We start from the raw sequence: 21,402 nt of genomic DNA, 5'->3' as shown, positions 1-21,402 counted from the left end.
TTCTCCCCCGCCTCAGTGGCTATGCTCGGCACTACCCTTGCCGAGCTCCGATTTCAGGACAAAGCTACCGGCTGCGGCGTATGGTGTTCCAGCTTTCAAACCGCTGAGCACTTCGATCAGTTTGCCGTCAGAACGCCCCAAGGTAACGGGTTGGGCAACAAAGCCGTCAGCCACCTTGATAAAAATGACGCTCTTGTCTCCGATCGTCTGGATTGCGTCGGCAACAACGCTTACCGGGACTTCGGCCTCACCGGAGACCACTTCGACATTAACGAACAAGCCAGGACGCCAGGCCATCTTCGGGTTGGCCAGGGTGACACGCGCCTTGGCAGTACGGGTTTCCTGGCCAAGCAAGGCACCAACGTAGGAGATGCTGCCTTCGGCCTTAGATTCGAAGGCCGTGGCCTTGACGACGACCTTTTCGCCGATGCGAATAATGTTCAGATCCTTGGCAGGAACAACGATTTCCGCCCAAACTGTGGACAGGTCGGAAACCGTGAATATGCTGGCATCTTCCTTGACCGCTTCGCCGAGCGCGATGTGCTTTTCCACGACCATGCCATCGAAAGGCGCCCGAATTTCGTAGCGATTGAGGCTTCCCGAAACGCTCGGGCTTGCCCCCAGGGCAATCAGTTTCTGCTGGCTGTTGGCGACAGCAATTTCAGCCTCCCGCAAAATCTGCTGAGATTGGAGGTAATCCTGCTCGGCGGAAATCTTTTCTTCCCAGAGCTTCTTTTCCCGATCGTAAGTCGATTTGGCCAGGGTCAGGCGCTTCTGCGCAGACAACAGTTCACTGCGCTGCTCGGAAAGCCCGATACTGGCGATGACTGCCAGAACCTGCCCACGCTTGACCAACTGTCCAAGATTGGCTGGAACACTTTCAACAACACCGGCCAACCGCGGCACAACGTGAGCGGTCCGGTCTTCGTTGAAGCGGATCTCGCCCGGCAGTTGTGAAGCGGTTCTGATTTTGGCAGGAGCCGCCTTCTGGATGCCAATGGCGGCCGATTTGACCTGCTCATCGGTCAGTTCGATTTTTCCTTCTTCCCTTGTATCAATGAACAGGAACGGTGTGTTAGACACCATAGCGGTAATAGCCGCCTCAAAGGCATGGGGTTCGGCGATCGGACTGGTGCTCATCAGGAAGTCTTGTTCCACCTTGAAGGCCACTTCCTGCTTCTCTCCGTTCGGCCGCGTCAACGTCACAGAAACCTTAGCTGCTGACGGGGCCAAGGGCTTGTCCTGTTGGAACAGCCAGACACGAAAATGTGGCTCACCACCTTCTTCAGCCAACAATAACTCCAGGCCGAATCCATCTTCGGTAAACAGTTTGCCTCCGTGAGCGCCAGTCGTCGGTCCATCCTCATGATGTTCAGCATCGCCGTGGCCCTTGGCGTGATCATGGCCATCGCCGGCCTGAGCACCATGATGCTCAGCATCAGCATGTCCCTTGGATTCGGCATGGCTGGCATGTTCACCCTGCTCAGCAGACTGATCCGAAGAGGAGGAGCCCAGAATCCAGCCGCCGGCAGCAATGCCCATCGCCAAGATGACAGCGATGGCGATACCTTGTTTTTTGGAAAGGTTAAAGGCGTTCTTGTTGATATTGATTTTCACAGCTTGCTCCTACGGACGGCTTGGCATGGCGGATGGCATTGAATTGGTGGAGCCCAGAACACGCTCCAGTTCGGCAGAAGTCCGATGCGCCTCAGACAAACTTTTCAGGTATTGGGCTCTTGCCTGAAAGAAGGTGCGTTGAGCATCCAGGACTTCCAGAAAACTGAATTTCCCAAGCTCGAACCCTTTACTAGCTGCGTCATAGGCGCTGCGTGCGCCCGGCAAAATTTCGCTTTGCAGGGCTTGAGCTTCAACGACCAGTGCCTTTAGGCGCTCCTGGTTTTGCGTAACTTCCGTGCTCAAGCGAACCTCGGTGGCGCTCAATTCATCCCGAGCCTTATCAGCCCGCCGCAGCGCTTCATGCACATTGCCCTGGTTGCGGTCGAATATCGGGAATGGGATCGAGAGACCCACGATGGTTTGGTTGCGCCCAAGCTCTTCAACCTTTTTTGAACCCAGGCTGACCGTGACGTTTGGAATCCGCCGAGACCGCTCGACATCGGCAAGCGCCGCAAAACGATCGGCCTCGTGGCGTGCTCGGGCAAGTACCGGAGAGTTGTTCAAGCGACGATCGATCTCGTCGGCGGAGAGGATTTCTGGCAGATTGTCGGTACGCCCCTCGACCTGTCCAAACCGTGGTGTCTTACTTCCCCAGGTCGCTGCCAGACGATTTCGTGCTGCGACCAAATCGCCTTTGGCTTGATTCAACTCGACCCGTGCAGACGCCTCAGCAACGCGCGCCTTGGTTTCCTCAACGGGTGAGATTTTGCCGGCCGTAACCCGGCGCGATGCAGCTTGGGTAGCGCGTTGGGCGAGGCCGAGCAAATCCTCTGTTTGCAGTATCCGTTCTTGAGCCACCAGAACATCGAAGAAGGCACCAACAACGCTAGCTCGGATGCTCTGGCGTTTGGCCACCAAGTCGGCAGAGGCTACATCCCGTCCCCGCTCGGCGGAAACAATCCGTGCAGCGCGCCTGCCCCCCAACTCGATTAATTGGCTGATCTGAACGGTTGTGGTTCGCGTTGCCTTATTCTGCGTATCTTCAACCAAGGTTGAAATTTCCGGGTTCGGCAGTATCCCTGCTTGAATCACTGCTCCCTCGACTGCTCGCAATTCGTTGGTTGCGGCAGATAGTTCGGGATTGGCCGTTAGCGCGAGATCAATTGCAGTGGAAAGGGTCAAGGTTCCGGTCGGTTCCTTGGCAAGCGCAGGTACTGCCTCGATCGGCGACGGCGCATTTTGCATCTGCGCCCAGAGGTTGGTGCTGGCAAGCACCGTAAATCCGAAAAAGGTTCGGGCCAGTAAAGTGATAATTGGTTGTTGGCGGTACATCCGACTCTCCGTTGATGAAAGGTACATCAGGAAATCGGCGGGGCACCACCCCGCAAGCGGCATGGCACAGTGCGCAGCTCAAGCTGCGGCGAACTGATATGGGAAAGTAACCCAACCCCGCCGATCAGGCGGAGATCGACCAGTTGGGACGTTCAGGCAAATCGCTAGGTGGCGACGTCAAAAAGTGGGGAGACCAAGGGTGATCGGCTACGCCACCGGCAACAAGTTGGGCATTGGCAACACTGGTCAATACTGCAATACAGCTGGCATGGCAGACAGCACAATCACTGTCGATGCCAGAGAGTTGGCCTTTGGTATCTTTAGTTCTATCGTCAGTCTGATGCTTGTGCTCGTGGTGACCAAAATGATGCGCAGTGGCTCCCGTTTCATGCTGGCAATAGGCAGCCGCCACCGACCAGGTAGTCTGGAGTGACAGTAATACCAACAGGAAAACGGCAAGCCAACGACGCATGAAGCGGATTCTATCTGAAGTGGCCCCCTCAGTCAAGACAGTAATGCCGTCAGTTTAAGCTGCACATTCGACTTCACTCGCAGCTGGACGGCGCTGCCCCGGTGTTGCTTCTGCTCTGGTTGTTGCTCTTGCTTCTGATCTTGTCTTTGCGGTGGAGGAATCCCCTGTGGAGCGTAGCGGAACAGGGGTTTCCTCCACCGCGCCGGCGAATTTATCGACGATCATCGCGCCGCCACCGATAGCGCTTCGATACACGACATCGGGCGTCTGCTGCCCCAGCGACTGGTGCGGACGCTCGCCGTTGTAGAAGGCAAAGTATTCCGTCAGGCCGACCAACAACTCGCCCATCGAGGCGTAGCCCTTCAAATACACGTCCTCGTGCTTGACGCTGCGCCACAGCCGCTCGACGAAGATGTTGTCGAACGCTCGCCCCCGGCCATCCATGCTGATGACCACGCCTTCCCGTTTCAGCACATCGGTGAAGGCTGCGCTGGTGAACTGCGAGCCTTGGTCGCTGTTGAAGATTTCCGGCGTGCCGTGATGGCGCAAGGCGTCCTCCAGGCAATCGACGCAGAACACCGCTTCCATGCTGTTGCTGATCCGCCAGCTGAGTACCCGCCGCGAGTACCAGTCGATGATCGCCACCAGGTAGGCGAAGCCGCGTGGCAGCCGGATATACGTGATGTCGGTGCTCCAAACCTGATTCGGCCGGACCACCGGCACGCCGCGCAGCAGGTAGGGATAGACCTTGTGCGCCGGGTGCGGACGGCTGGTGTTGGGGCCTGGCGCCATCCCCGCCAGCCCCATCTGGCGCATCAGGCGTCGTACCCGCTTGCGATTGACAGGGTGACCCGTCTCCTTGAGAAAGACCACCATCTTGCGGCTGCCGTAAAACGGGTGTCGCGTGTACTCTTCATCGATCAGGCGGCTGAGCAGCAGATCGCTTTCATCGACCGGCCTGGCTTTTTGCTGCGCATAGACCGTGGCACGGGAGACGCTGGCCAGCACGCATTGCCGGACAACGGCCACCGCATCCCCTGCGTCGATCCACCCGCGCCGGATCACGGCAGGTTGATCCCGGACTTTTTTTTGAGCCAGTCGAGTTCCATCTTCAACTTGCCGATCTCGCTGTAGAGAAGCTCTGGCTCGCGGTGCGCGGCCAGCGGTTTCGGGCCGCGCTTGCCTTCAAACAGCGTGCTCGCTTGTGCCTGGATTTCCTTCTTCCACTGCCCAACCTGTACCGGATGAACGCCGTACTCCTGGCCAATCTCATTGATCGTCTTCACCCCGCGCAACGCTTCCAGACCCACCTTGGCCTTGAATTCGGGGCTGTGATACTTCCGCTTCTTCACGTCGCTCATTACGGCTCGTTCCTTATGACAGCGCGCAGCTTAAACCGCTGTCTTGAAAACGGGGGCCACTATAGACTGCGCCCGATGAAGCGATTCTGGATCGCCTCGCAGCCATCCTCTGGGGGGCTGCCTTGATCGGGAGTGCCGCAATCACCCTTGGCGGCTACTTGGTCGTTTATTTCGGACTGGCCCCCATTCGGACGCTGGCTGAGCAAACGCGCAGTCTCGCAATCCTTTCCCTCGACACGCGCTTGGAAACAGAGGGTATCCCTGCCGAGTTGCAAGTTCTCGTCGATCATTTCAACGAGTTGCTGAATCGACTGGAAAAAGCCTATCAGCAACTCGAAGGGTTCAATGCCGATGTGGCTCACGAATTGAGAACCCCATTGGCAAACATCATCGCCAGCAGCGAGTTGGCCTTGCGTAGCAACGACAAGGACGAACACCTGCGCGATTGCATCGGTTCAAATCTCGAAGAAATGCACAGGCTGTCATGCATCGTCAATGACATGCTGTTTCTGTCGCAAGCCGACCGGGGTGCTAAAGCACGGCGGATGCCCATTCAAAGCCTTGCCCAGCTCTGCGCCGAAGTGGCCGACTACTACGAAGCGGTGCTGATCGAATCTGACCTTCAATGGTCTATCGAAGGCGATGCATCAGGCCAGTACGACGCGGCGCTGCTCCGGCGCGTGCTGTCCAATCTGCTGAATAATGCGGCTCGGTATGCCGATCACGGAAGTTCAATCGTGATTCGTATCGCCGCGGAAACTCATGGACACATCAAGCTCTCGGTGATCAATCGAGGGGAACCGATTTCTGCTGAGAGTCTGCCTCATATCTTCGACCGCTTTTTCCGCGTAGATGCCTCACGTAGCCACGGTCATCAGAATCATGGACTGGGTCTCGCCATCGTTGGCGCGATTGCCCGGATGCATGACGGGGAGGCCTTCGCAAAATCCGCCCATGGTGAGACAGAAATAGGCGTACGACTGGCCTGCTGACGGCCCTGCTGCTTTGGCCGATGCCGACCAACAACGGGTCTTTAGTCTTTGGTTTGCGGTGCAGAGGTTCGAAACATCCGCAGACCGTTGGCGACGACCAGCAGGCTGGCACCCATGTCGGCAAACACAGCCATCCACATGGTTGCGCTACCGAAGAGTGCCAGCCCCAAAAATATGACCTTGATGCCCAGCGCCAAGGAAATGTTCTGCCACAGCACGGCATGCGTACGTCGCGACAAACGAATTGTCTCCGGAATACGCCGTAAATCGTCGTTCATGATGACGATATCCGCCGCCTCCATGGCGGTATCGGTGCCGGCAGCTCCCATGGCGACACCGATATCGGCGCGTGCCAAGGCGGGCGCATCGTTGATGCCGTCGCCGGTCATGGCGGTCGAACCATAGCGCTTTTGCATTTCCTCGATGGCCGCCAGCTTTTCTTCGGGCAGCAGGTTGCCGCGCGCATCGTCGATGCCGGCCTCGCGGGCGATGGTTCTGGCCGTCGCGCTGTTGTCGCCGGTGAGCATCACCGAGGCGACGCCAAGTTGATGCAGTTCGGCGATGGCCGTGCGCGAGCTGTCCTTGATCGTGTCGGCGACGGCAAAAATCGCCAGCACCTGCTGCTGCGAGGCCAGCAGCGTCACGCTGCGCCCCTGCGATTCATGTACCTCCAGCCGCGCCTCGATTTCCTTGCTGCACAGGCCGCGCTCCTCGATCAAGCGATGATTGCCCAGCGTCAGCCGTTCGCCATCGGTGCGTGCCTCGATGCCTCGTCCGGGAAGGGCGATGAAATCCTGGAGGGCATTCTCGGGCAGCTCGAGTCCGCGCGCGATAGCCTTCGAGACGGGATGGTCGGAGTGCCCGGCGAGACTGGCTGCCCAGGCCAACACCCGGGCTTCCGGCACGGCCGAGGACAGCACCTCGGTCGCCACCAGGCGTGGCTTGCCTTCGGTGATGGTGCCGGTCTTGTCCAGCGCGATAACGCGCAGTTTGCGCGCCTCTTCCAGATAGACGCCGCCCTTGATCAGAATGCCGCGCCGGGCCGCCGCCGCCAATCCGCTGACCACCGTGACCGGTGTGGCGATCACCAAGGCACACGGGCAGGCGATTACCAGCAGCACGAGCGCCTTGTACAGCGCATCGGACCAGTTCCAGCCGAGCAGCCAGGGCGTCAGCAGGGCCACCGCGACGGCGATCGCGAATACCGACGGCGTATAGATCTCGGCAAATCGGTCGACGAAACGCTGAGTCGGTGCCTTTGTTCCTTGGGCTTGCTCCACGGCATGGATGATCCGGGCCAGCGTCGTATTGGTGGAGATCGCCGTGACCCGGAATTCGAGCATGCCGGTCTCGTTGATCGTGCCGGCGAACACCATGTCGCCCTCGGCCTTGTCCACCGGGATGCTCTCGCCGGTGACCGGGGCCTGGTTGACCGCGCTTGTTCCTGCCGTCACGCGGCCATCGAGCGGGATTCGCGCACCAGGCTTGACGCGCGCGCAGGCGTCGAGCGCCACCTGCCCGGCAGGGACTTCCCGCCAGACACCATCAGCCTGCCGGACCTCAGCCGTATCGGGCGTCAGATCGAGCAGGCTCTTGATGGCATTGCGCGCCCGATCCACCGAACGCGCCTCGATCAGCTCGGCGATGGCATACAGGGCCATGACCATCGCCGCCTCGGGCCATTGTCCGATCAGGAAGGCACCGGTGACGGCGACCCCCATCAGCGCGTTCATGTTCAATTGGCCTCGGCGCAATGCCGCCAGCCCCTTGGTGTAGGTCGACAACCCGGCGAGCCCGATGGCGATGGCCGCCACCGCCATGCCCAGCACCCTGAACGGCAGCGTATCGGGCGCAATAAAGTGCACCAGTTCGGCGCCCGTGGCCAGGGCCAGTGCCAGCACGGCTTTCCACAAATCGGCCTTTACGGAACCGCCTTCACTTGTTTCGCTGCCGGCGGCGAGCGTCTTGGTTTCGTAGCCGGCCTGCCGAATGGCCGCGATGGCGGCAGGCAATACCGAGTCCGGTGCGTCGATGGACAGCGTCCGTGCTGAAAGCTGGAAACTCAAGGAACGAATGCCCTCGACCACCGCCAAGGCGCGGCGAATATCGTTTTCCTCGCTGGGGCAATCCATCGCCGGAATCCGCAGCACGGTCGCGCCAGCCTGACCAGAAGCGACTGGCGGCTCGGACAGGGGAAGCGTTGTCGAGCAACTGCCGCTGCAACCGCAGCCGGCTGACTTGATCGGAATAGCGTGTTCGGACGTAGGCAATGCCATGAAAGAATCTCCTTGCGTGACGACATTTAAAACCCTGTAGCGGCTAAAGAGTCAAGGGGCTAGAATCCATGTTGGAAGGAGCGAAAATGCTGGAGTTTTTCAGGATATCTGGTCTCTTCGTCATTACGGCACTGGCTGAGATTGTCGGTTGCTACCTGCCGTGGCTTGTCTTGACCCAAGAACGTTCCCGTTGGTTGCTTATCCCAGCCGCTCTGTCACTGGCAGCGTTCGCTTGGTTGCTCACGTTGCATCCTGGTGCTGCCGGGCGTATCTATGCAGCCTATGGCGGCGTCTATGTTGGCATCGCCATGCTTTGGCTTTGGCAGGTCGACGGCCTCACTCCGACGCGCTGGGATCTAATCGGCAGCGCTGTGAGCCTTGTCGGCATGGCCATCATTGCCATGCAGCCGGATCGCAACGTTTAGGCGCTCATGAAGATTGGGGAACTTGCCCGCCATACCGGCACCCAGGTGGAGACCATCCGTTATTACGAACGCGAGGGCCTGCTGCCTGAACCCGCGCGTACCGAGGGCAACTACCGCATCTATGGGCCCTCGCATGCGGAACGGCTGCGCTTCATCCGCAACTGCCGCAGCCTGGACATGACGCTCGACGAGATTCGCTTGCTGCTGCGCTTCAAGGATTCGCCGGCGAAGAACTGCGGAGGCGTGAATGACTTGCTCGACGAGCACATCGGCCATGTCGCCAGCCGCATCCTCGAACTGCGCCAACTGGAACGGCAACTCAAAAGTCTGCGCGAACTTTGTCAGGATGCCAGCGATGCGGGCAGTTGCGGCATCCTGAATCAACTAACGCAATCGGATACCTCAAAGCCACGTGCCCGGGCGATATCCCATGTATCTAAGGCCCACAGTACAGGTAGAAGGTAAGCAGACACCTCGTATTCGCGACGAATCGCGGAATCCTAGCCAGGGGTGTGTTCTGTTATCGATGTAAATCGGCGCCCGGTGTACTTTCAGGTTCGCGATGAGGTGTCGCCGAGAGTTCATTGATCAGCGTTGCTTCCTTCTCCTCTGCAGCTATCTCGGCGTTCTCTTTCTTCCGAGCAGCCAGAATGGCTCGCGTGGCGAGAGTACGTATTTGTCCGGCCAAGCGAAGAATCCTGCGCTTCCATTGGTAGGCCTCAACAGCGTAGTGGGTGTCGTCGATGATGCACGCCAGCCACAAGGTGTCCATAGCGGCGATCAACTGATCGAACTCGCGGATGATGGCCAGGAACCGGATCGAGCGCGGCGAGGTGATCTGAATCTCGACCGTCCGGGAATTGGTGTAGCTGATCATTGTCTCGCAGCCGTTGGACTCGCTAAGTTCTTTCATGCGTGCGATTTCCTGGCGAATCTCATCCAATGCCTTATTGAGCAGGTCATCCACCATCGTCTCGACGGCCTGGGCCTGTTCCTCGGTGCCAATGAACCGCAATACGACTGTCAGCGAGAACAGGCCATTGGCGCACATGTCGTATCCACGCTCGAATATCTGTTGTGCGTGCAAAGAGTTCAGGACGGCCTTCTGTGTAATGAAAGGTCGGCTGTTACTCAGCCTGACGGTGGGTATGTTCGATGAAGGCTTGTACTGACGTGTGGCCATGACTGTCTCCCGGTTGAAATAGCCTCGGGAGAGTATTCGGGTCGTCACGGGTTCGGTGGCCGAAATGCGTCCAAAAAGTTTGCATTTCGCCTGCCCATGAAATTTGTCGACAGCCAGAATGCGCCCATCTCATGTCCTCCTTATGGTGGGCACGGTGAAGGTAGCTGGCCTTCCGAAATAAACAGCATTTACTAAACCCCGGCGGGGAAACCCCGTCAGGTACTGACGGCCTTCCTGCCAACTTTTTGTCAGGAGGCAACATGGCATCACTCAATAGAGTCACCCTCATCGGCAACTTGGGGGCCGACCCTGAGGTTCGTTACACGCAGAACCGCGAAGCGATCGCAACGATTCGGATCGCAACGACGGAGACGTACAAGGACAAGTCGTCCGGTGAAAAGAAGGAAATCACCGAGTGGCACCGTGTCGTCTTTTTTGGTCGCACGGCGGAGGTCGTCGGCGAGTACCTGAAGAAGGGCTCGCCCGTCTACGTCGAAGGTCGCATCCAGACCCGCAAATGGCAGGACAAAGAGGGTCAGGATCGCTATGTCGTCGAAATTCTCGCCAGCGAGATGAAGATGCTCGGCACTCGTCCAGCGGATGACGATGCGCCCGACGCAGGCAAAGGCAAGCGTACCGGCAACGGTAAAGGCAAGCCTGCAGCTGCTTCGGGACCGGCATTCGAGGATGTACCCGACATCGAGCCGTTCTGAGTCGCACGTTTCTTGTTTCCCCACCGGGAGGTCTTCCTCCCCTGGGGGGCAGGCCTCCATCACTTTTGGAGGTTTGTTCATGGAGCGCGTCATTCTCGTCCTGGCCATGCTGGCAGGACTGCATCTGATCCTTTCGTTTCTTCAGTTTGCGCTGGAAGCCATTCGTGGCTCATTCCTGCGTGCTCCCCTCCAGGCCAAGGTCGATGAGGTGGTGGCTGAGATAGATGAAGTACCCGCCGAGGAACCGGTAACGGATTGGCGGCAGTACGACGTACCGGCGTATCTGCGTCGGAACGGAATCGGCAACGATTCCGGCAACACGGCAAAGGCTTCCTTCGAAGTCATTGCCTGAAGTTTCAACCCCAGCGGGGGCATCGCCTCCGCTAGGGGAGGGGTGCCCCCTTTTTTATTTCAGGAGGCACCTCATGGAACTCGTTCTTCTCGCATGCTGCATTACTGGCTGGATCATCAGCCGTCCGATCGTTCGCGCGCTCGGCCTGTAGTTCGCAGCATTGCCTGCTGGGGTCTTCCCCGCAGGACAAAGCGCTTTTTCCAAAGAGCCCTTTGTCCTGCGGGGATCGCTCCATCTTGGATGCGGTTTTCGCCAGGGTCTTTCATCAACCTCTGGAGAAAATCATGAAACTCAATCCCTATCTCGTTCGACTGTTCGATCCCCTGCCCATGGCCTTTGCCTGCGATCTGTATCAGCGGTTGAGGGACGGCAAGCGGGACACGGAAACCCGCGACATGTTGTTGAAGGCACTCGACATGGCGCGCAAAGCCGGAACTATCGAATGATCCCATCGCCCCGGACCTCCGGGGCTTTCCCGAGGGCGTTCCTGCGGAGCGTCCTGCGGAAAGCCAGATTTGATCGGACGGTTATCCGTTCGATTAAAAAGCGGTAGCTGGCCGCTCGAAACAAACAGCATTTTCTAACCCAGCCGGGGACAACGCCCCGGTTCGGGTCGGTGCTTCCGGCATTCGCTCTGGAGGCATCATGAAACTGAATCATCCCGGCCTGCTCGTCATGCCGGCTACGCAGTATCACGCCGAGAAAGCCATCGGTCATTCGGGCATCGTCAAGATGCTCAAAAGCCCGGCGCACCTTCGCGAGTATCTGGATCATCCGCATGAACCGACGCCAGCCATGGCATTCGGAACCGCAGTGCATACCTATGTGCTGGAGCAGGATCGCTTTGCCGACGAATTCGTCGTGGCGGAGAAATTCGACCGTCGCACCAAGGAAGGCAAGGAGGCGGCGGCGCGCTTCGAGGAGGCCAATCACGGCAAGATCGTGATTACCTCCGAGGAGATGGCTACGCTCAGTCTGGTCCAACGTGCCGTGTTTGCCCATCAAGGGGCGGCAAGGCTCTTATCGACGGGCGATGCCGAACTCTCTGCGTTCTGGAGGGATGCGGAAACGGGCTTGAGCTGCAAGTGTCGGCCGGACTGGTTCAACGGTGAAGCCATCGTTGATCTCAAGACCTGCCTCGATGCCAGCAGTGGCGGGTTTGCACGTTCCATCGCGAACTTCGGTTACGACATCCAGGCGGCGTACTACGTCGATGGGATCAAGGCCGTGACAGGGATGGAGCTTCCATTCCTGTTTATCGCCGTGGAGAAGGAAGCGCCTCACGCTGTAGCGGTGTATCGGGCCGATCCGGAAGTCATCGAGGTCGGGCGCAAGAAGTACCGGGCAGCACTTCAGCTGTTGAAGTGGTGCCATTCATCGGGTAACTGGCCGGCATACCAACCGGGCGGCGAGATCGAACTGATCTCCCTGCCACGCTGGGCCGCCAACACGGAAGCCTTCGAGCTGGACGCCGCCTAAACCGCGGAAACTTTTGTAGGTCATCAACCCCGGCGGGGATACCCATCCCCGTCAAGGGAGACAGGTGTCTTCGCCATTTTTCTTTGGAGAAAAACCATGTCTCAAACCCTACGCAACATCCAGAAGACCCGCCAAGGTGGCCAATCCAACGTGGTGCAATTCCCGGCCATGCTGGAGCAGTTCAAGGGCGAAATTGCCCGCGCACTGCCCAAGCATCTGAGTCCGGATCGCATGGTGCGCATCGCGCTGACCGCTTTCCGGATGAACCCGAAACTGGCTCAGACCGATCCCCGCAGTGTCTTTGCGGCGGTGATCCAGTCCAGCCAGCTCGGGCTCGAAGTGGGATTGATGGGTGAGGCGCACCTCGTGCCTTTCGGCAACCAGTGCCAGTTGATCCCAGGTTATCAGGGGCTCATGAAGCTGGCCCGCAACAGCGGGATCGTGCAAGACATCTACGGTCACGAAGTTCGTATCAACGACAAGTTCGATATCGTTCTGGGCCTTAACCGGACCCTGATGCACGAACCGCTGAAGAAGAACGGATTCCCTGCCTCCGACGAGGAGCGCGGTGTGATCGCGGGTTTCTATGCCGTCGCGGTGTTCAAGGATGGTACGCGCACGTTTCACGCGTTGTCGAAGGAGCAGATCGAGCAGGTGCGCGACAACTCGCGTGGCTACCAGATGGCCAAGAAGTACGGGAAGGAAAGTCCCTGGGATACGCATTTCGTCCCGATGGGCCTCAAGACCGTGATTCGCCGGCTGTGCAACCTGTTGCCGAAGTCGCCGGAACTGGCGATGGCGCTGACGCTCGATGAAGTGACCGAGCGAGGTGAAAGCCAGAACATCGGGATCACCGAGGCCATTGATGGTTCCTGGGCGCCGATCATCGACGAGGAAACGGGAGAAGTCATCCCGACAGCGACCGAGACCGGCGACAAGGGGAACAAGCCTGACAAGGCCGAAGCATCCCAAGCCAACGAGCGTAAAGCTTCCGGCAGGCTGTTGCAGGACACCCTGGTCACCATTGGCAAGGCAGCATCGACCGACGAACTGGATGAAGTCTATGTCCGGGCCGAAGGCTCATTTGAGGGTGGCGAGCTGGAGCAACTGCTCCGTGCTTACCGCAGTCGCAAGGCTGCCTTGGCCAATCCGTCCTCCGCAGACAGTGACATTTTCGGGGAGGAAGGCAAGTGACCATGCTTGGTGACACTGAGTTTGGTGCCATTCGGATCTGTGCCAAGGCAGTGCGTGTGCTCGATAACGTCAGTTTCCTGACGATGAACAAGGAAGATGATGCCGCCGTTGTATTGGCGCGCAATCAGCTTTTGAGCGTCATCCAAGGTAACGGATACCAGATCGAGTACGAAACGTACCGCGTAATCAAGGCCGACAACCGCAACTAGGCGCAACGAATCACCGCGCTTATTCAAGGAGGCGGCCATGCACAGGGAAGACGGTCTGGTGCGTCAACTCAACCTGGCAGGCACGGCAGGAAGTGAAGCGAATTTTGGTGGCGAGCCCCCATGGACCGAGGATGAGATCCTGCGGCTACATGGCCTCCTGCTGGAGAAATCGCTGCACGACCTGTTTGATCGCAGGGTGTCTGCCGCAACGCGGTTAGACATCCTCGATTGGATGCAGGCGCCACGGACGGAGTCGAGCGCATTTGCCTATCGGGCGTGTTGCCGTCTGTTTGGCCTCGATGCCGAAGAGATTCGGGATCAGGTGCTGCAACGCTACCGGCAACGTTACACCCATTAGCTTTTTGCATTTCAACCCAGGCGGGACAGTCGCATTCCCGTCCGGGGATGCGGTTGCCTGCCATTTTTCATGGAGGCATCATGCAACTGCAAGCATCTATCAAGGTCGGGAACATTCTTCCCGGTCGAAATCCTCGTGGTTACTTCGATCCTGCTGAGATGACGGAGCTGGAAGAGTCCGTCAAATCCAAGGGAGTGCTGCAGGCGATTCTGGTGCGGCCTCGCGATGCGGGACGCTACGAGATCGTCGCCGGCGAACGTCGCTGGCGTGCGGCGAAGAAGGTGTTCGGGGATGAGTATGAAATCCCTGCGCTGGTACGCGACCTGGACGATGGTGAAGCCGACGAGGCGGCGCTGATCGAGAACATCCAGCGTGCCAATATGAGTCCGACCGAAGAAGCTGAAGCGGCCGCCAAGATTCTTGGCCGTTGTCAGGGAGATCGGGACGAGGCATCACGCCGGCTGGGCTGGTCGCGCACCACGCTCGACAAACGCCTGGCGCTGATGAACTGTTCGGAACGGGTCCGTCGGGCCTTGTCCGAGCGACGCATTCAGCTGGGCCATGCCGAGCTGCTGGCCGCAGTCACACGCGACAAGCAGGACGCCGTCCTCGATAAGTTGCTGTCCCAGGCCTGTCTGCCTACCGTGGTCCAGTTTCGCGGACAACTTGAGCAGATATCGCGGGCCTTGGGCAGCGCGATTTTCGACAAGGGCGAGTGCACGTCTTGTCCCCACAATTCGGGGAACCAGCAGGCACTCTTTGGCGAGGCGATTGCAGCGGGTCATTGCACCCACGGTTCGTGCTTCGATAGCAAGACCGATGCGGCGCTGGATGCCAAAAGGGCTTCGCTTGCCGACGACTATCCGACCATTCGGATCGTTCGCCCCGGCGAGAACTTCACGCTGCTGCGACTGGTGGCCGTCGGCGATACCGGAGTAGGCGAGGATCAGGCGAAAGCCTGCCGTGCCTGCAAGAACTTCGGTGCCGCAATTTCGGCCGTGCCAGGCAAGCTGGGCAATGTCTATTCCGATCTGTGCTTCGATGCGAGCTGCAATGCCAAGAAGGTGGCGGCACGCCTCAAGCAGGAAAAGGAAAAGGCGGCGCCGGCAGAGGGTGCCACCAAGGTAGCTACCGGCAAAACGGCCACCAGTGGCAAGTCCATGGGAAAGGCCGAAACCAAGTCTGAAGCCAAGGTCCAGGACTCGCAACGGGTCAAGGACTACCGACTGGAAGTCTGGCGCAAGGTGCTGCGTCGGGAGTTGATGGCCAACCGTGAAAACAATCTCACGGTGCTCATCGCCCTGGCGTTGTCGGGCAATGCCCGGCATATCAGCGATACCAAGCTGGGCAAGGCATTCGCCGCGATCACCAAGCAGGAGTTCACCAGCTTCGTGTTCAAGACGGATGAGGCAGCACGCCTGGTTGCGCAGTCGGATGAGTCTGTTCGGGACAAGCTGTTCCTCGGACTGGCGGCATCCGCTGCGGACGGCATTGAGGAAAAGACCCTGGTCCAGCTCCTCAACTATCTCGAGATCGATCTCGGGCGGCACTGGAAGCTCTGTGAAGAGTTTCTCAAGCTGCTCACCAAGAGCGAAATCGAGGCGATGTGCGACGAGATCAGCTTGAAGGCAGCGATGGGCGGGGCATTTGCCAAGGCCATGAGCGGCAAGAAGGACGACATCATCAAGGCGCTGTTGAACGTGGCGGCCTTCCCTTATGAGGGCAAGGTGCCGCGGTCGATGCGTTTCAACATCGCGTAAGACAATTTCTTTCCACCCAAGCGGGGACCACGTTCCCCGCAAGGGGCGTGGTGCGCCTGCAATTTTCTCTTTGGAGGTACCACCATGTTTTTTCAGGAACTCAAATCGTTGTTGGACGGCTGCGCGGCGCTGGCAGTCACGTTGTCATCTGCCCGGGAAGGATTGATCACCGTCACGGTGCGACCCACCCCGAAAGATGCGAAGGATGCCGAGGCATTGGCGATCCCGTTGGTCCTGACCGGAACGGCGGAGGAGCTGGATGCACAGTTCGTCGGTCTGCTTCGCAGCTTTGCTGAAGAGCACCAGTCGCTTGCCGAGCAATTGGAGGCGACCCGCAGCATTCTTGAGGCGGCGAAGAAAGACGCCAGCAAGAAAGCCGAAGGCGCGCTCAGGAAAGGCACCGCCAAGGTAACGGCGGCGGCCGGTGTCGATGATGACAATGAAGTCGAGAGCGGGACGCCGGCAGTCGCCGATGTTTCGGTCGAAGACAACCTTTTCGCATGAGGAGGCGGTCATGACCATTACCGTTCAGAAGCTTCAGCGTTCGTTTGCCTACAACGGCATTGCCTTGCCCGATCCCGGATGCGAGTTGTCACCGGAGCAGGTGCGGGATGTCTATTCCGCCACCTACCCGGAGATCACGACGGCCTCCATCGAGGGGCCGGAGCAGAAGGGTGATCGATTGATCTACACCTTCCGGCGTGCCGTCGGCACCAAGGGTGCCTTGTCGGCCAATGCATCGCGAACCTCCCGGATCGTGGTGCGGCGGCGCGATGACGGCCTGAGCTATGTCGAACCGCAATCGGCTGTTGTGACACCGGTTGAACGCCTGACGATCGCCTTGGGACGATTGGTCAGGTGGCTGGATCGGCGTTGGCCTGTCGTCCTGCGCAAGGAGTAGGTCATGGTGTCGCTCAAGGAACGGCTGCAAGCCGCTGCCGATGGCGACTTCTCGCACTTTGAAGGCGGAATCCCGAACGGGGTTCCTGCCTTCGATCACGAGGAGATGAAACGATGCGTGCAAGCCTTGCAACGCTTGGTGATACGGTCTCAAGCAACCGTCGCACCCGGCGATCGCTGTCAGGTGGCCGCTTCCGTCCAGGCCCTGATCCTCTGAGCCTGCCGCAGTTTGGCGCTGGCCTCACGGTCAGCCTCAATCCCAGTCTCGATATTCGTCGCTGGGCGATGCTGGCCTTGCGCTGGCTGGAGGTTGGGGAGCTTCCCGAGTCTGCGAGCGGTCTGCCGCCTACGCTGGTGCAACAAGCGTTGGTTGCGTGGATCAACCGCATGGTGGGGCAATTGCAGCACATTGCCTTCGAGGTTCATGCGGCCGCTAGTCCAGCAACATTGGGCTATGGATCGCTGTTTCCCGATGCCAGTGACGACGATGACCGGTGGTACTGGGCCATCCAGTCTGAACAGGTGGAATGGCTTGGCATGAAAGATCGGCTGACCCGGATCGAGACGCTCTGTCCCGGTTTGGGTGAGACGGCGCTGCATTGGTTGCAACGGGCTTCGGGGCGCACGCTGTATGCCCTGACGCCGCAATCGACGCGCGATCTGTGCGAGTACATCCACTGGCAAGGGAGTGGCGATCAGGCCGACTGGCTGGAAGAAATGCGCTCGATGGGAATGACCGAAGAGGATCTGGGGGATGCAATTTCTCCGGATTGGTATGACGGTCATTTCCCGGATTGGGTGCTTTGCGCCAAGCCGGTGCTGGATGAGGATGCCCTGTCAGGCATCCAGGCCACTTTGCCTGAAGTCGCTCCGGTGGCTGCCGTGGTGCTCGAAATCGGGCAGTTGCTGGCGGACGGCGGGCAGCTTCCCGGCCTGGACGGCATGGAGGTCGAGTGCGTCTATTTCGGGACCTACCTGAGGTGGGATGTCGATGACCCCATGGATCGGGTGTTCGATGACTTTATCGAATACGCGAACTGCGCCAGCGATGGCTATACCGATCTGTTCGGCGCCCAGGCAGTCCCTCTCGATTCCGAGGGGTTCCATGTCTGGCTCAACAAGACCGGTCTGGGGTTGCAGTTGTTGTCGTCACTGGATCGGCTGATCGCCCTGATCGCCGAGCCGCTGTGAGTTCCATTAACCCGGTGCGGGTGATGTCCTGCCCGCCGGGCTCGACACGCCTGCGCCATTTCAACAAGGAGGTCGCGATGGCGATCAATGTCAGTACGTTTTCAAGTGAACAGTCGTACCGGCTGACCCATGCCGTGCTGGTCTATCAGGATGCGCAACGAAAGCCCGCTTTCGTGTCTGTCCATGATGTGGGATCGGACGATGGCAATCGTCCGGTCATTCAAGCCGGTGTTCCGGCCAGCAAGGCGGGACTGTTGGCGCTGATGCGGATTCTCGATCCGGAAACGATGCTCAAGCCTGCCATCAAGCCGGCCCATGTACTCGCGGAAGGATCGGGGTTCTTCGTCTGGTACAGCGCACCGCAGGACAGGCAGGTCTGGTTCGACTGCAAGGAACTCGGAGCACGCACCGCGCGGGTTCCCTGTCCGGGGCTGGTGTTCGTGGTGACCACAAAGGCATGGAAGGTGTTTGCGTTCAAGGGGCGGCAACGTCCCGATGCCGACACGCCGCTGTCCGTCGCGCCATTCTTCAACGTCTGGCAAAACGGCACGATCTGTGTCGGCAGTGCCCGCTTGCCGAAAGGCGATCAGGTGCACAACCACCGGGCCTGGGAGGAAGCCTTCTTTCGTTCCTACTTCACCCATCCGAACATCCATACCCCAAGGGGGCTGACCCGTTACCGGGCCGGTCCGTTTGCCTTGTGGCGGGATCTGCTGGATGGACGCCTGAGTCACTTTCCAACGCGCACGCTCGTTCCGACGGGTTGGACGCTACGGCAAGCCTTTGAGGCCGCCGTTCTGGAAGGAGAGGGATGATGGATGCGAGAGATGTCGCCTTGCAGCAGTCAGCGCCGGTGGTGACAGTGCCGCGTTATGGCGGATTCGCACCGTTGGCCGGTAATGGTCATCGCTTTTTGGTGACCGGTGACGGCCTCTGGCTCGAAGCTCGGCGTCCGTGGTTGTATCTGCGGGTGCCGTTGGTCAGCCAGAAAAGCATACCCATGCCCTATGGCTGGGTGGGCCGGGAGTTGTCCCTGACCTTTGGCAAGATTCCTCGCCATCTGGTCACGGAGTTCTACCGGTACGCGCTCGATCGGTGTCCTGAGGAGTGCGTGGGATGGATCGAGTGGCATGCCATGTCCGGCGATATGCGGCTGGTGTTCCCGACGGAAGAATCGGCGGGATGCTGTCATGTCCGCTATCACCGGCCGGTGCTCGACGAAGACGAGCATCTGGTTGTCGATCTGCATTCTCATGGTCGCCTCTCGGCATTCTTCTCGACGCAGGATGATCGAGATGATCGCGGTGAGTTCAAGATTGCCGGCGTGATTGGCAATTGCGATCGCGGGCAGTGTTCGACAGCGTTTCGTCTCTGTGCCAATGGGCTGTTCGTGCCGCTGGCATTCGACGCTACCGGTTTGAGCGATCAGGCAGGAGGAAGCGATGGCTATCCATCATCTTGCGCCTGAGTTGCTCTCGCGGGAGGTTCGTGTCGCCGTGATTGGGGCCGGGGGAACCGGTTCCCAGATGCTGATGGGTCTGGCCCAGCTGCACACAGCCATGCTCGCGCTGGGCCATCCCGGTGGTCTGGATGTGACCGTCATCGATGCTGATCAGGTGTCGGAAGCCAATGTGGGGCGGCAGATGTTCTATCCGTCCGACGTGGGGCTGCCCAAGGCCACGGTGCTCGTCAATCGCATCAACATGGCGATGGGCACCGGCTGGAAGGCGGAGACAAGGCGAGTGACTGCGGCCGAGAGTTTGCGCACCGATTTGGCGATTGGTTGTGTGGACAATCGGCTGGCGCGTAAAGCGATTCTGGAATCGGTGGCACGGTCTGGCGGCGGGTATTGGCTCGATCTGGGCAACCGCCTGCATGACGGTCAGGTCATTCTCGGCGAGGTGCCGGCGCGTTGGGCCAAATCCGATGCGCATCGGTTGCCGCATGCCGTCGATCTTCTCCCGGAGATCGCGGATGAGTCGCAGGAAGCCGACGATGACACGCCATCCTGTTCGCTCGCCGATGCCCTCGAAAAGCAGTCGCTGTTCGTGAATCGCGGCGTATCGCTGTATGCCCTGAATCTGTTGTGGGAGTTGTTTCGCTACGGACAGATTGGCTATCACGGCGTTTTCGTCAATCTCAAGAACGCCCGGACGACACCGCTTCCCGTCGATCCCGAAGCATGGGTCCGATTTGGCTATCCAAAACCCAAGCGCAGTCGCAAGCGCAAGGGTGGCTGATGACAGGCTTCTTTCTCCCGGCACACACATTTCTTCGTGTGCCGGGCTTTCCAGAACGGGTTTCGTTCCATTCGACGATAGCCCGTTGTGGAAAGCTCCGGTTTCGTTGTTCCTCTATGGGGACGGCTGAAAGGCGGTAGCTGGCCGCTGGAAACAAACAGCATTTACTTAACCCTGTGGGGGCGCGGCCCCCACAGGGGATTCGTGTCTCCCGACTTTGACTGGAGGCACCATGAGGCAACACTTATGCATGCTGCGCGAAGCGATTCGCATGGCAAGGGGATGGTCATGATGTTTGATCGCTATCCCCGCTTTGAAGGATTTCGGGACACCCCGAGAAAACGATCAGCCGTTCTGCGCAAGCAGAAGGCCGAGCGCGATGCCTTGCCGCTTTTCGCGGATCAGGTCGCCGCGTTGCAGCCATCGGTGGATGAAGTCATGTCCCGCCGTGCGCAGCGTGCAGACGTCGTAGAGATCGAGCACCGCAAATTCACCGCCAAATGGTGGCGGATCGCCCGATCGACCTACTTCAGTCTGCCGGTTGAGCAGAAAGCCAAAGTGCATGCCCGCTGGCGTCGATGGTGGGGACCGCGCAATTCGAGCTGTCTGCTGTATCTATGTTCGCAAGCCAAAGCGGAACAGTTGTAATTTCTTTCGGCCTCACGGCCATTACCCGAGCGGGGAACCCTCCCGCACGGGAATGGGTGTCTCCGCCTTTTATTTGGAGAGCACCATGGGCGTAGGTAATTGGCTTCCGAATCGGGAGCATCGTTTGTTTTATGTGGATATCGATTCCTGCGGTTGGGTACGTGTGGCAGTCAAGGAGATTGAAATCTCCAAGCTGGCAGTAGTGACGTACCCTCTTCAGCATCAGGATGACGATAGTGATTTGGCCAATCTGCCCCGTGCGGAATTTGTTACCGAGCATGGAGTGACACCGGAGCGCTGCATTACTGCTACTTCATTACAGATGAATGCCCTTGATCAGTTGCTGGTTGCGGTCATCGAAGCAGAGATCAGTGCGGTCAGCGCCAAGACGGTTACGCGTCGAGGCTGCGCCTGGACGAGTCGTCTTGTGGATGAGTCGATGCCGGTAAAGACAGCTCTATCGAAATTCCGCAATACATACCGATACGGCTTGTCGAGACGGCACCAGAAGCAGGCGGCATAACCGATGTCTGCGCTGTTTGAAATATTGCGGTTCCGTTCTGTTCATTTGTACCGCAGCACTTAGTACTCAAAAAGCATCACGAGGTCATCTGACGGGTGGCGAAAGCTGAACGTCCATGACGAGTAATCGATTTTCAACCCATCCGGGGACACACCCCGGATGGGGACACGTGTCTCC

24 protein-coding genes and 1 pseudogene are annotated in these 21,402 nt (G+C 59.0%); 19 read left to right on the top strand and 6 right to left on the bottom strand.

The window, feature by feature from the left end:
- Positions 1-12: 12 nt before the first annotated feature.
- The 4 genes and pseudogenes from ACMYR3_RS08870 to ACMYR3_RS08855 all read right to left on the bottom strand — a co-directional run.
- Positions 13-1,617, bottom strand: coding sequence for an efflux RND transporter periplasmic adaptor subunit (locus ACMYR3_RS08870; RefSeq protein WP_424191383.1), 1,605 nt, complete (start codon positions 1,615-1,617; stop codon positions 13-15).
- A gap of 9 nt (positions 1,618-1,626) precedes the next feature.
- Positions 1,627-2,799 carry a TolC family protein gene (locus ACMYR3_RS08865; RefSeq protein WP_424191381.1) on the bottom strand — a complete coding sequence of 391 codons (1,173 nt, stop codon included), beginning with the start codon at positions 2,797-2,799 and terminating at the stop codon, positions 1,627-1,629.
- 274 nt (positions 2,800-3,073) lie between these two features.
- Positions 3,074-3,421, bottom strand: a complete 348-nt coding sequence (locus ACMYR3_RS08860) for a hypothetical protein (RefSeq protein ID WP_424191379.1) — start codon at positions 3,419-3,421, stop codon at positions 3,074-3,076.
- Positions 3,422-3,598: 177 nt separating this feature from the next.
- A pseudogene (locus ACMYR3_RS08855) lies at positions 3,599-4,782 on the bottom strand (IS3 family transposase); the annotation flags it as partial.
- Positions 4,783-4,865: 83 nt separating this feature from the next.
- Between ACMYR3_RS08855 and ACMYR3_RS08850 the strand changes: the two are divergent.
- Entirely contained in the window at positions 4,866-5,774 is a 909-nt protein-coding gene (locus tag ACMYR3_RS08850) for a heavy metal sensor histidine kinase (RefSeq protein ID WP_424196429.1), read from the top strand.
- A gap of 41 nt (positions 5,775-5,815) precedes the next feature.
- Here the strand turns inward: ACMYR3_RS08850 and ACMYR3_RS08845 are convergent, their stop codons facing one another.
- Positions 5,816-8,050, bottom strand: a complete 2,235-nt coding sequence (locus tag ACMYR3_RS08845) for a heavy metal translocating P-type ATPase (RefSeq protein ID WP_424191377.1) — start codon at positions 8,048-8,050, stop codon at positions 5,816-5,818.
- 86 nt (positions 8,051-8,136) lie between these two features.
- On the opposite strand from ACMYR3_RS08845, the gene ACMYR3_RS08840 reads away from it, so the two are divergent.
- Positions 8,137-8,475, top strand: coding sequence for a YnfA family protein (locus ACMYR3_RS08840; RefSeq protein WP_424191375.1), 339 nt, complete (start codon positions 8,137-8,139; stop codon positions 8,473-8,475).
- A 6-nt stretch (positions 8,476-8,481) separates the two neighbouring features.
- A complete protein-coding gene (gene cadR / locus ACMYR3_RS08835) occupies positions 8,482-8,940 on the top strand; it encodes a Cd(II)/Pb(II)-responsive transcriptional regulator (RefSeq protein ID WP_424191373.1) in 459 nt (152 codons plus the stop codon).
- A gap of 55 nt (positions 8,941-8,995) precedes the next feature.
- Here cadR and ACMYR3_RS08830 read toward each other — a convergent pair whose 3' ends face one another.
- Positions 8,996-9,658 (bottom strand): hypothetical protein, encoded by a 663-nt coding sequence (locus tag ACMYR3_RS08830; RefSeq protein ID WP_424191371.1) that lies wholly within the window; start codon positions 9,656-9,658, stop codon positions 8,996-8,998.
- A 260-nt stretch (positions 9,659-9,918) separates the two neighbouring features.
- On the opposite strand from ACMYR3_RS08830, the gene ssb reads away from it, so the two are divergent.
- From ssb to ACMYR3_RS08750, 16 genes are all read left to right on the top strand, one after another.
- The gene (gene ssb, locus ACMYR3_RS08825; protein ID WP_041098895.1) at positions 9,919-10,371 is read left to right on the top strand and encodes a single-stranded DNA-binding protein; all 453 of its coding nucleotides are present in this window, start codon (positions 9,919-9,921) and stop codon (positions 10,369-10,371) included.
- Positions 10,372-10,450: 79 nt separating this feature from the next.
- On the top strand, positions 10,451-10,723 hold the full coding sequence (locus ACMYR3_RS08820) for a hypothetical protein (protein ID WP_424191369.1): 273 nt from the start codon (positions 10,451-10,453) through the stop codon (positions 10,721-10,723).
- A 284-nt stretch (positions 10,724-11,007) separates the two neighbouring features.
- Positions 11,008-11,169 (top strand): hypothetical protein, encoded by a 162-nt coding sequence (locus ACMYR3_RS08815; protein ID WP_424191367.1) that lies wholly within the window; start codon positions 11,008-11,010, stop codon positions 11,167-11,169.
- A gap of 199 nt (positions 11,170-11,368) precedes the next feature.
- Positions 11,369-12,202: a PD-(D/E)XK nuclease-like domain-containing protein gene (locus ACMYR3_RS08810; protein WP_424191365.1), complete on the top strand. Its 834-nt coding sequence runs from the start codon at positions 11,369-11,371 to the stop codon at positions 12,200-12,202.
- A 96-nt stretch (positions 12,203-12,298) separates the two neighbouring features.
- Positions 12,299-13,396, top strand: coding sequence for a recombinase RecT (locus ACMYR3_RS08805; protein ID WP_424191363.1), 1,098 nt, complete (start codon positions 12,299-12,301; stop codon positions 13,394-13,396).
- 2 nt (positions 13,397-13,398) lie between these two features.
- A complete protein-coding gene (locus ACMYR3_RS08800; RefSeq protein ID WP_424191361.1) occupies positions 13,399-13,605 on the top strand; it encodes a hypothetical protein in 207 nt (68 codons plus the stop codon).
- A 37-nt stretch (positions 13,606-13,642) separates the two neighbouring features.
- Entirely contained in the window at positions 13,643-13,963 is a 321-nt protein-coding gene (locus ACMYR3_RS08795; RefSeq protein ID WP_424191359.1) for a hypothetical protein, read from the top strand.
- 80 nt (positions 13,964-14,043) lie between these two features.
- Positions 14,044-15,723 (top strand): PRTRC system ParB family protein, encoded by a 1,680-nt coding sequence (locus ACMYR3_RS08790; RefSeq protein ID WP_424191357.1) that lies wholly within the window; start codon positions 14,044-14,046, stop codon positions 15,721-15,723.
- Positions 15,724-15,807: 84 nt separating this feature from the next.
- On the top strand, positions 15,808-16,227 hold the full coding sequence (locus tag ACMYR3_RS08785; RefSeq protein ID WP_424191355.1) for a PRTRC system protein E: 420 nt from the start codon (positions 15,808-15,810) through the stop codon (positions 16,225-16,227).
- A 10-nt stretch (positions 16,228-16,237) separates the two neighbouring features.
- Entirely contained in the window at positions 16,238-16,624 is a 387-nt protein-coding gene (locus ACMYR3_RS08780) for a PRTRC system protein C (protein ID WP_424191353.1), read from the top strand.
- Between the two features lie 113 nt (positions 16,625-16,737).
- Positions 16,738-17,814 carry a PRTRC system protein F gene (locus ACMYR3_RS08775; RefSeq protein WP_424191351.1) on the top strand — a complete coding sequence of 359 codons (1,077 nt, stop codon included), beginning with the start codon at positions 16,738-16,740 and terminating at the stop codon, positions 17,812-17,814.
- On the top strand, positions 17,811-18,629 hold the full coding sequence (locus ACMYR3_RS08770; protein WP_424191349.1) for a PRTRC system protein B: 819 nt from the start codon (positions 17,811-17,813) through the stop codon (positions 18,627-18,629). Before ACMYR3_RS08775 ends, ACMYR3_RS08770 begins: the two co-directional genes overlap by 4 nt.
- Positions 18,626-19,282: a PRTRC system protein A gene (locus ACMYR3_RS08765; RefSeq protein WP_424191347.1), complete on the top strand. Its 657-nt coding sequence runs from the start codon at positions 18,626-18,628 to the stop codon at positions 19,280-19,282. The genes ACMYR3_RS08770 and ACMYR3_RS08765 overlap by 4 nt, the downstream gene beginning before the upstream one ends.
- Positions 19,257-20,054, top strand: coding sequence for a PRTRC system ThiF family protein (locus ACMYR3_RS08760; protein WP_424191345.1), 798 nt, complete (start codon positions 19,257-19,259; stop codon positions 20,052-20,054). The genes ACMYR3_RS08765 and ACMYR3_RS08760 overlap by 26 nt, the downstream gene beginning before the upstream one ends.
- A 288-nt stretch (positions 20,055-20,342) precedes the next feature.
- Positions 20,343-20,702, top strand: a complete 360-nt coding sequence (locus ACMYR3_RS08755; RefSeq protein WP_424191343.1) for a hypothetical protein — start codon at positions 20,343-20,345, stop codon at positions 20,700-20,702.
- An 85-nt stretch (positions 20,703-20,787) separates the two neighbouring features.
- Entirely contained in the window at positions 20,788-21,225 is a 438-nt protein-coding gene (locus ACMYR3_RS08750) for a hypothetical protein (RefSeq protein ID WP_424191341.1), read from the top strand.
- The last annotated feature ends 177 nt before the right edge of the window (positions 21,226-21,402 follow it).

The sequence above is a fragment of the Ampullimonas aquatilis genome, from assembly GCF_049675895.1.
Lineage (GTDB): Bacteria > Pseudomonadota > Gammaproteobacteria > Burkholderiales > Burkholderiaceae_D > Ampullimonas > Ampullimonas aquatilis.
The sequence above is the reverse complement of the archived record's forward strand: the minus strand, read 5'-3'. Positions and strand labels throughout refer to the sequence as shown.

Coding starts and splice junctions, on each gene's coding strand:
- ACMYR3_RS08860 (WP_424191379.1), bottom strand. CDS start 3,421: ATGCGTCGTTGGCTTGCCGTTTTCCTGTTGGTATTACTGTCACTCCAG.
- ACMYR3_RS08845 (WP_424191377.1), bottom strand. CDS start 8,050: ATGGCATTGCCTACGTCCGAACACGCTATTCCGATCAAGTCAGCCGGC.
- ACMYR3_RS08840 (WP_424191375.1), top strand. CDS start 8,137: ATGCTGGAGTTTTTCAGGATATCTGGTCTCTTCGTCATTACGGCACTG.
- cadR (WP_424191373.1), top strand. CDS start 8,482: ATGAAGATTGGGGAACTTGCCCGCCATACCGGCACCCAGGTGGAGACC.
- ACMYR3_RS08830 (WP_424191371.1), bottom strand. CDS start 9,658: ATGGCCACACGTCAGTACAAGCCTTCATCGAACATACCCACCGTCAGG.
- ssb (WP_041098895.1), top strand. CDS start 9,919: ATGGCATCACTCAATAGAGTCACCCTCATCGGCAACTTGGGGGCCGAC.
- ACMYR3_RS08820 (WP_424191369.1), top strand. CDS start 10,451: ATGGAGCGCGTCATTCTCGTCCTGGCCATGCTGGCAGGACTGCATCTG.
- ACMYR3_RS08815 (WP_424191367.1), top strand. CDS start 11,008: ATGAAACTCAATCCCTATCTCGTTCGACTGTTCGATCCCCTGCCCATG.
- ACMYR3_RS08810 (WP_424191365.1), top strand. CDS start 11,369: ATGAAACTGAATCATCCCGGCCTGCTCGTCATGCCGGCTACGCAGTAT.
- ACMYR3_RS08805 (WP_424191363.1), top strand. CDS start 12,299: ATGTCTCAAACCCTACGCAACATCCAGAAGACCCGCCAAGGTGGCCAA.
- ACMYR3_RS08800 (WP_424191361.1), top strand. CDS start 13,399: ATGCTTGGTGACACTGAGTTTGGTGCCATTCGGATCTGTGCCAAGGCA.
- ACMYR3_RS08795 (WP_424191359.1), top strand. CDS start 13,643: ATGCACAGGGAAGACGGTCTGGTGCGTCAACTCAACCTGGCAGGCACG.
- ACMYR3_RS08790 (WP_424191357.1), top strand. CDS start 14,044: ATGCAACTGCAAGCATCTATCAAGGTCGGGAACATTCTTCCCGGTCGA.
- ACMYR3_RS08785 (WP_424191355.1), top strand. CDS start 15,808: ATGTTTTTTCAGGAACTCAAATCGTTGTTGGACGGCTGCGCGGCGCTG.
- ACMYR3_RS08780 (WP_424191353.1), top strand. CDS start 16,238: ATGACCATTACCGTTCAGAAGCTTCAGCGTTCGTTTGCCTACAACGGC.
- ACMYR3_RS08775 (WP_424191351.1), top strand. CDS start 16,738: ATGCGTGCAAGCCTTGCAACGCTTGGTGATACGGTCTCAAGCAACCGT.
- ACMYR3_RS08765 (WP_424191347.1), top strand. CDS start 18,626: ATGATGGATGCGAGAGATGTCGCCTTGCAGCAGTCAGCGCCGGTGGTG.
- ACMYR3_RS08760 (WP_424191345.1), top strand. CDS start 19,257: ATGGCTATCCATCATCTTGCGCCTGAGTTGCTCTCGCGGGAGGTTCGT.
- ACMYR3_RS08755 (WP_424191343.1), top strand. CDS start 20,343: ATGATGTTTGATCGCTATCCCCGCTTTGAAGGATTTCGGGACACCCCG.
- ACMYR3_RS08750 (WP_424191341.1), top strand. CDS start 20,788: ATGGGCGTAGGTAATTGGCTTCCGAATCGGGAGCATCGTTTGTTTTAT.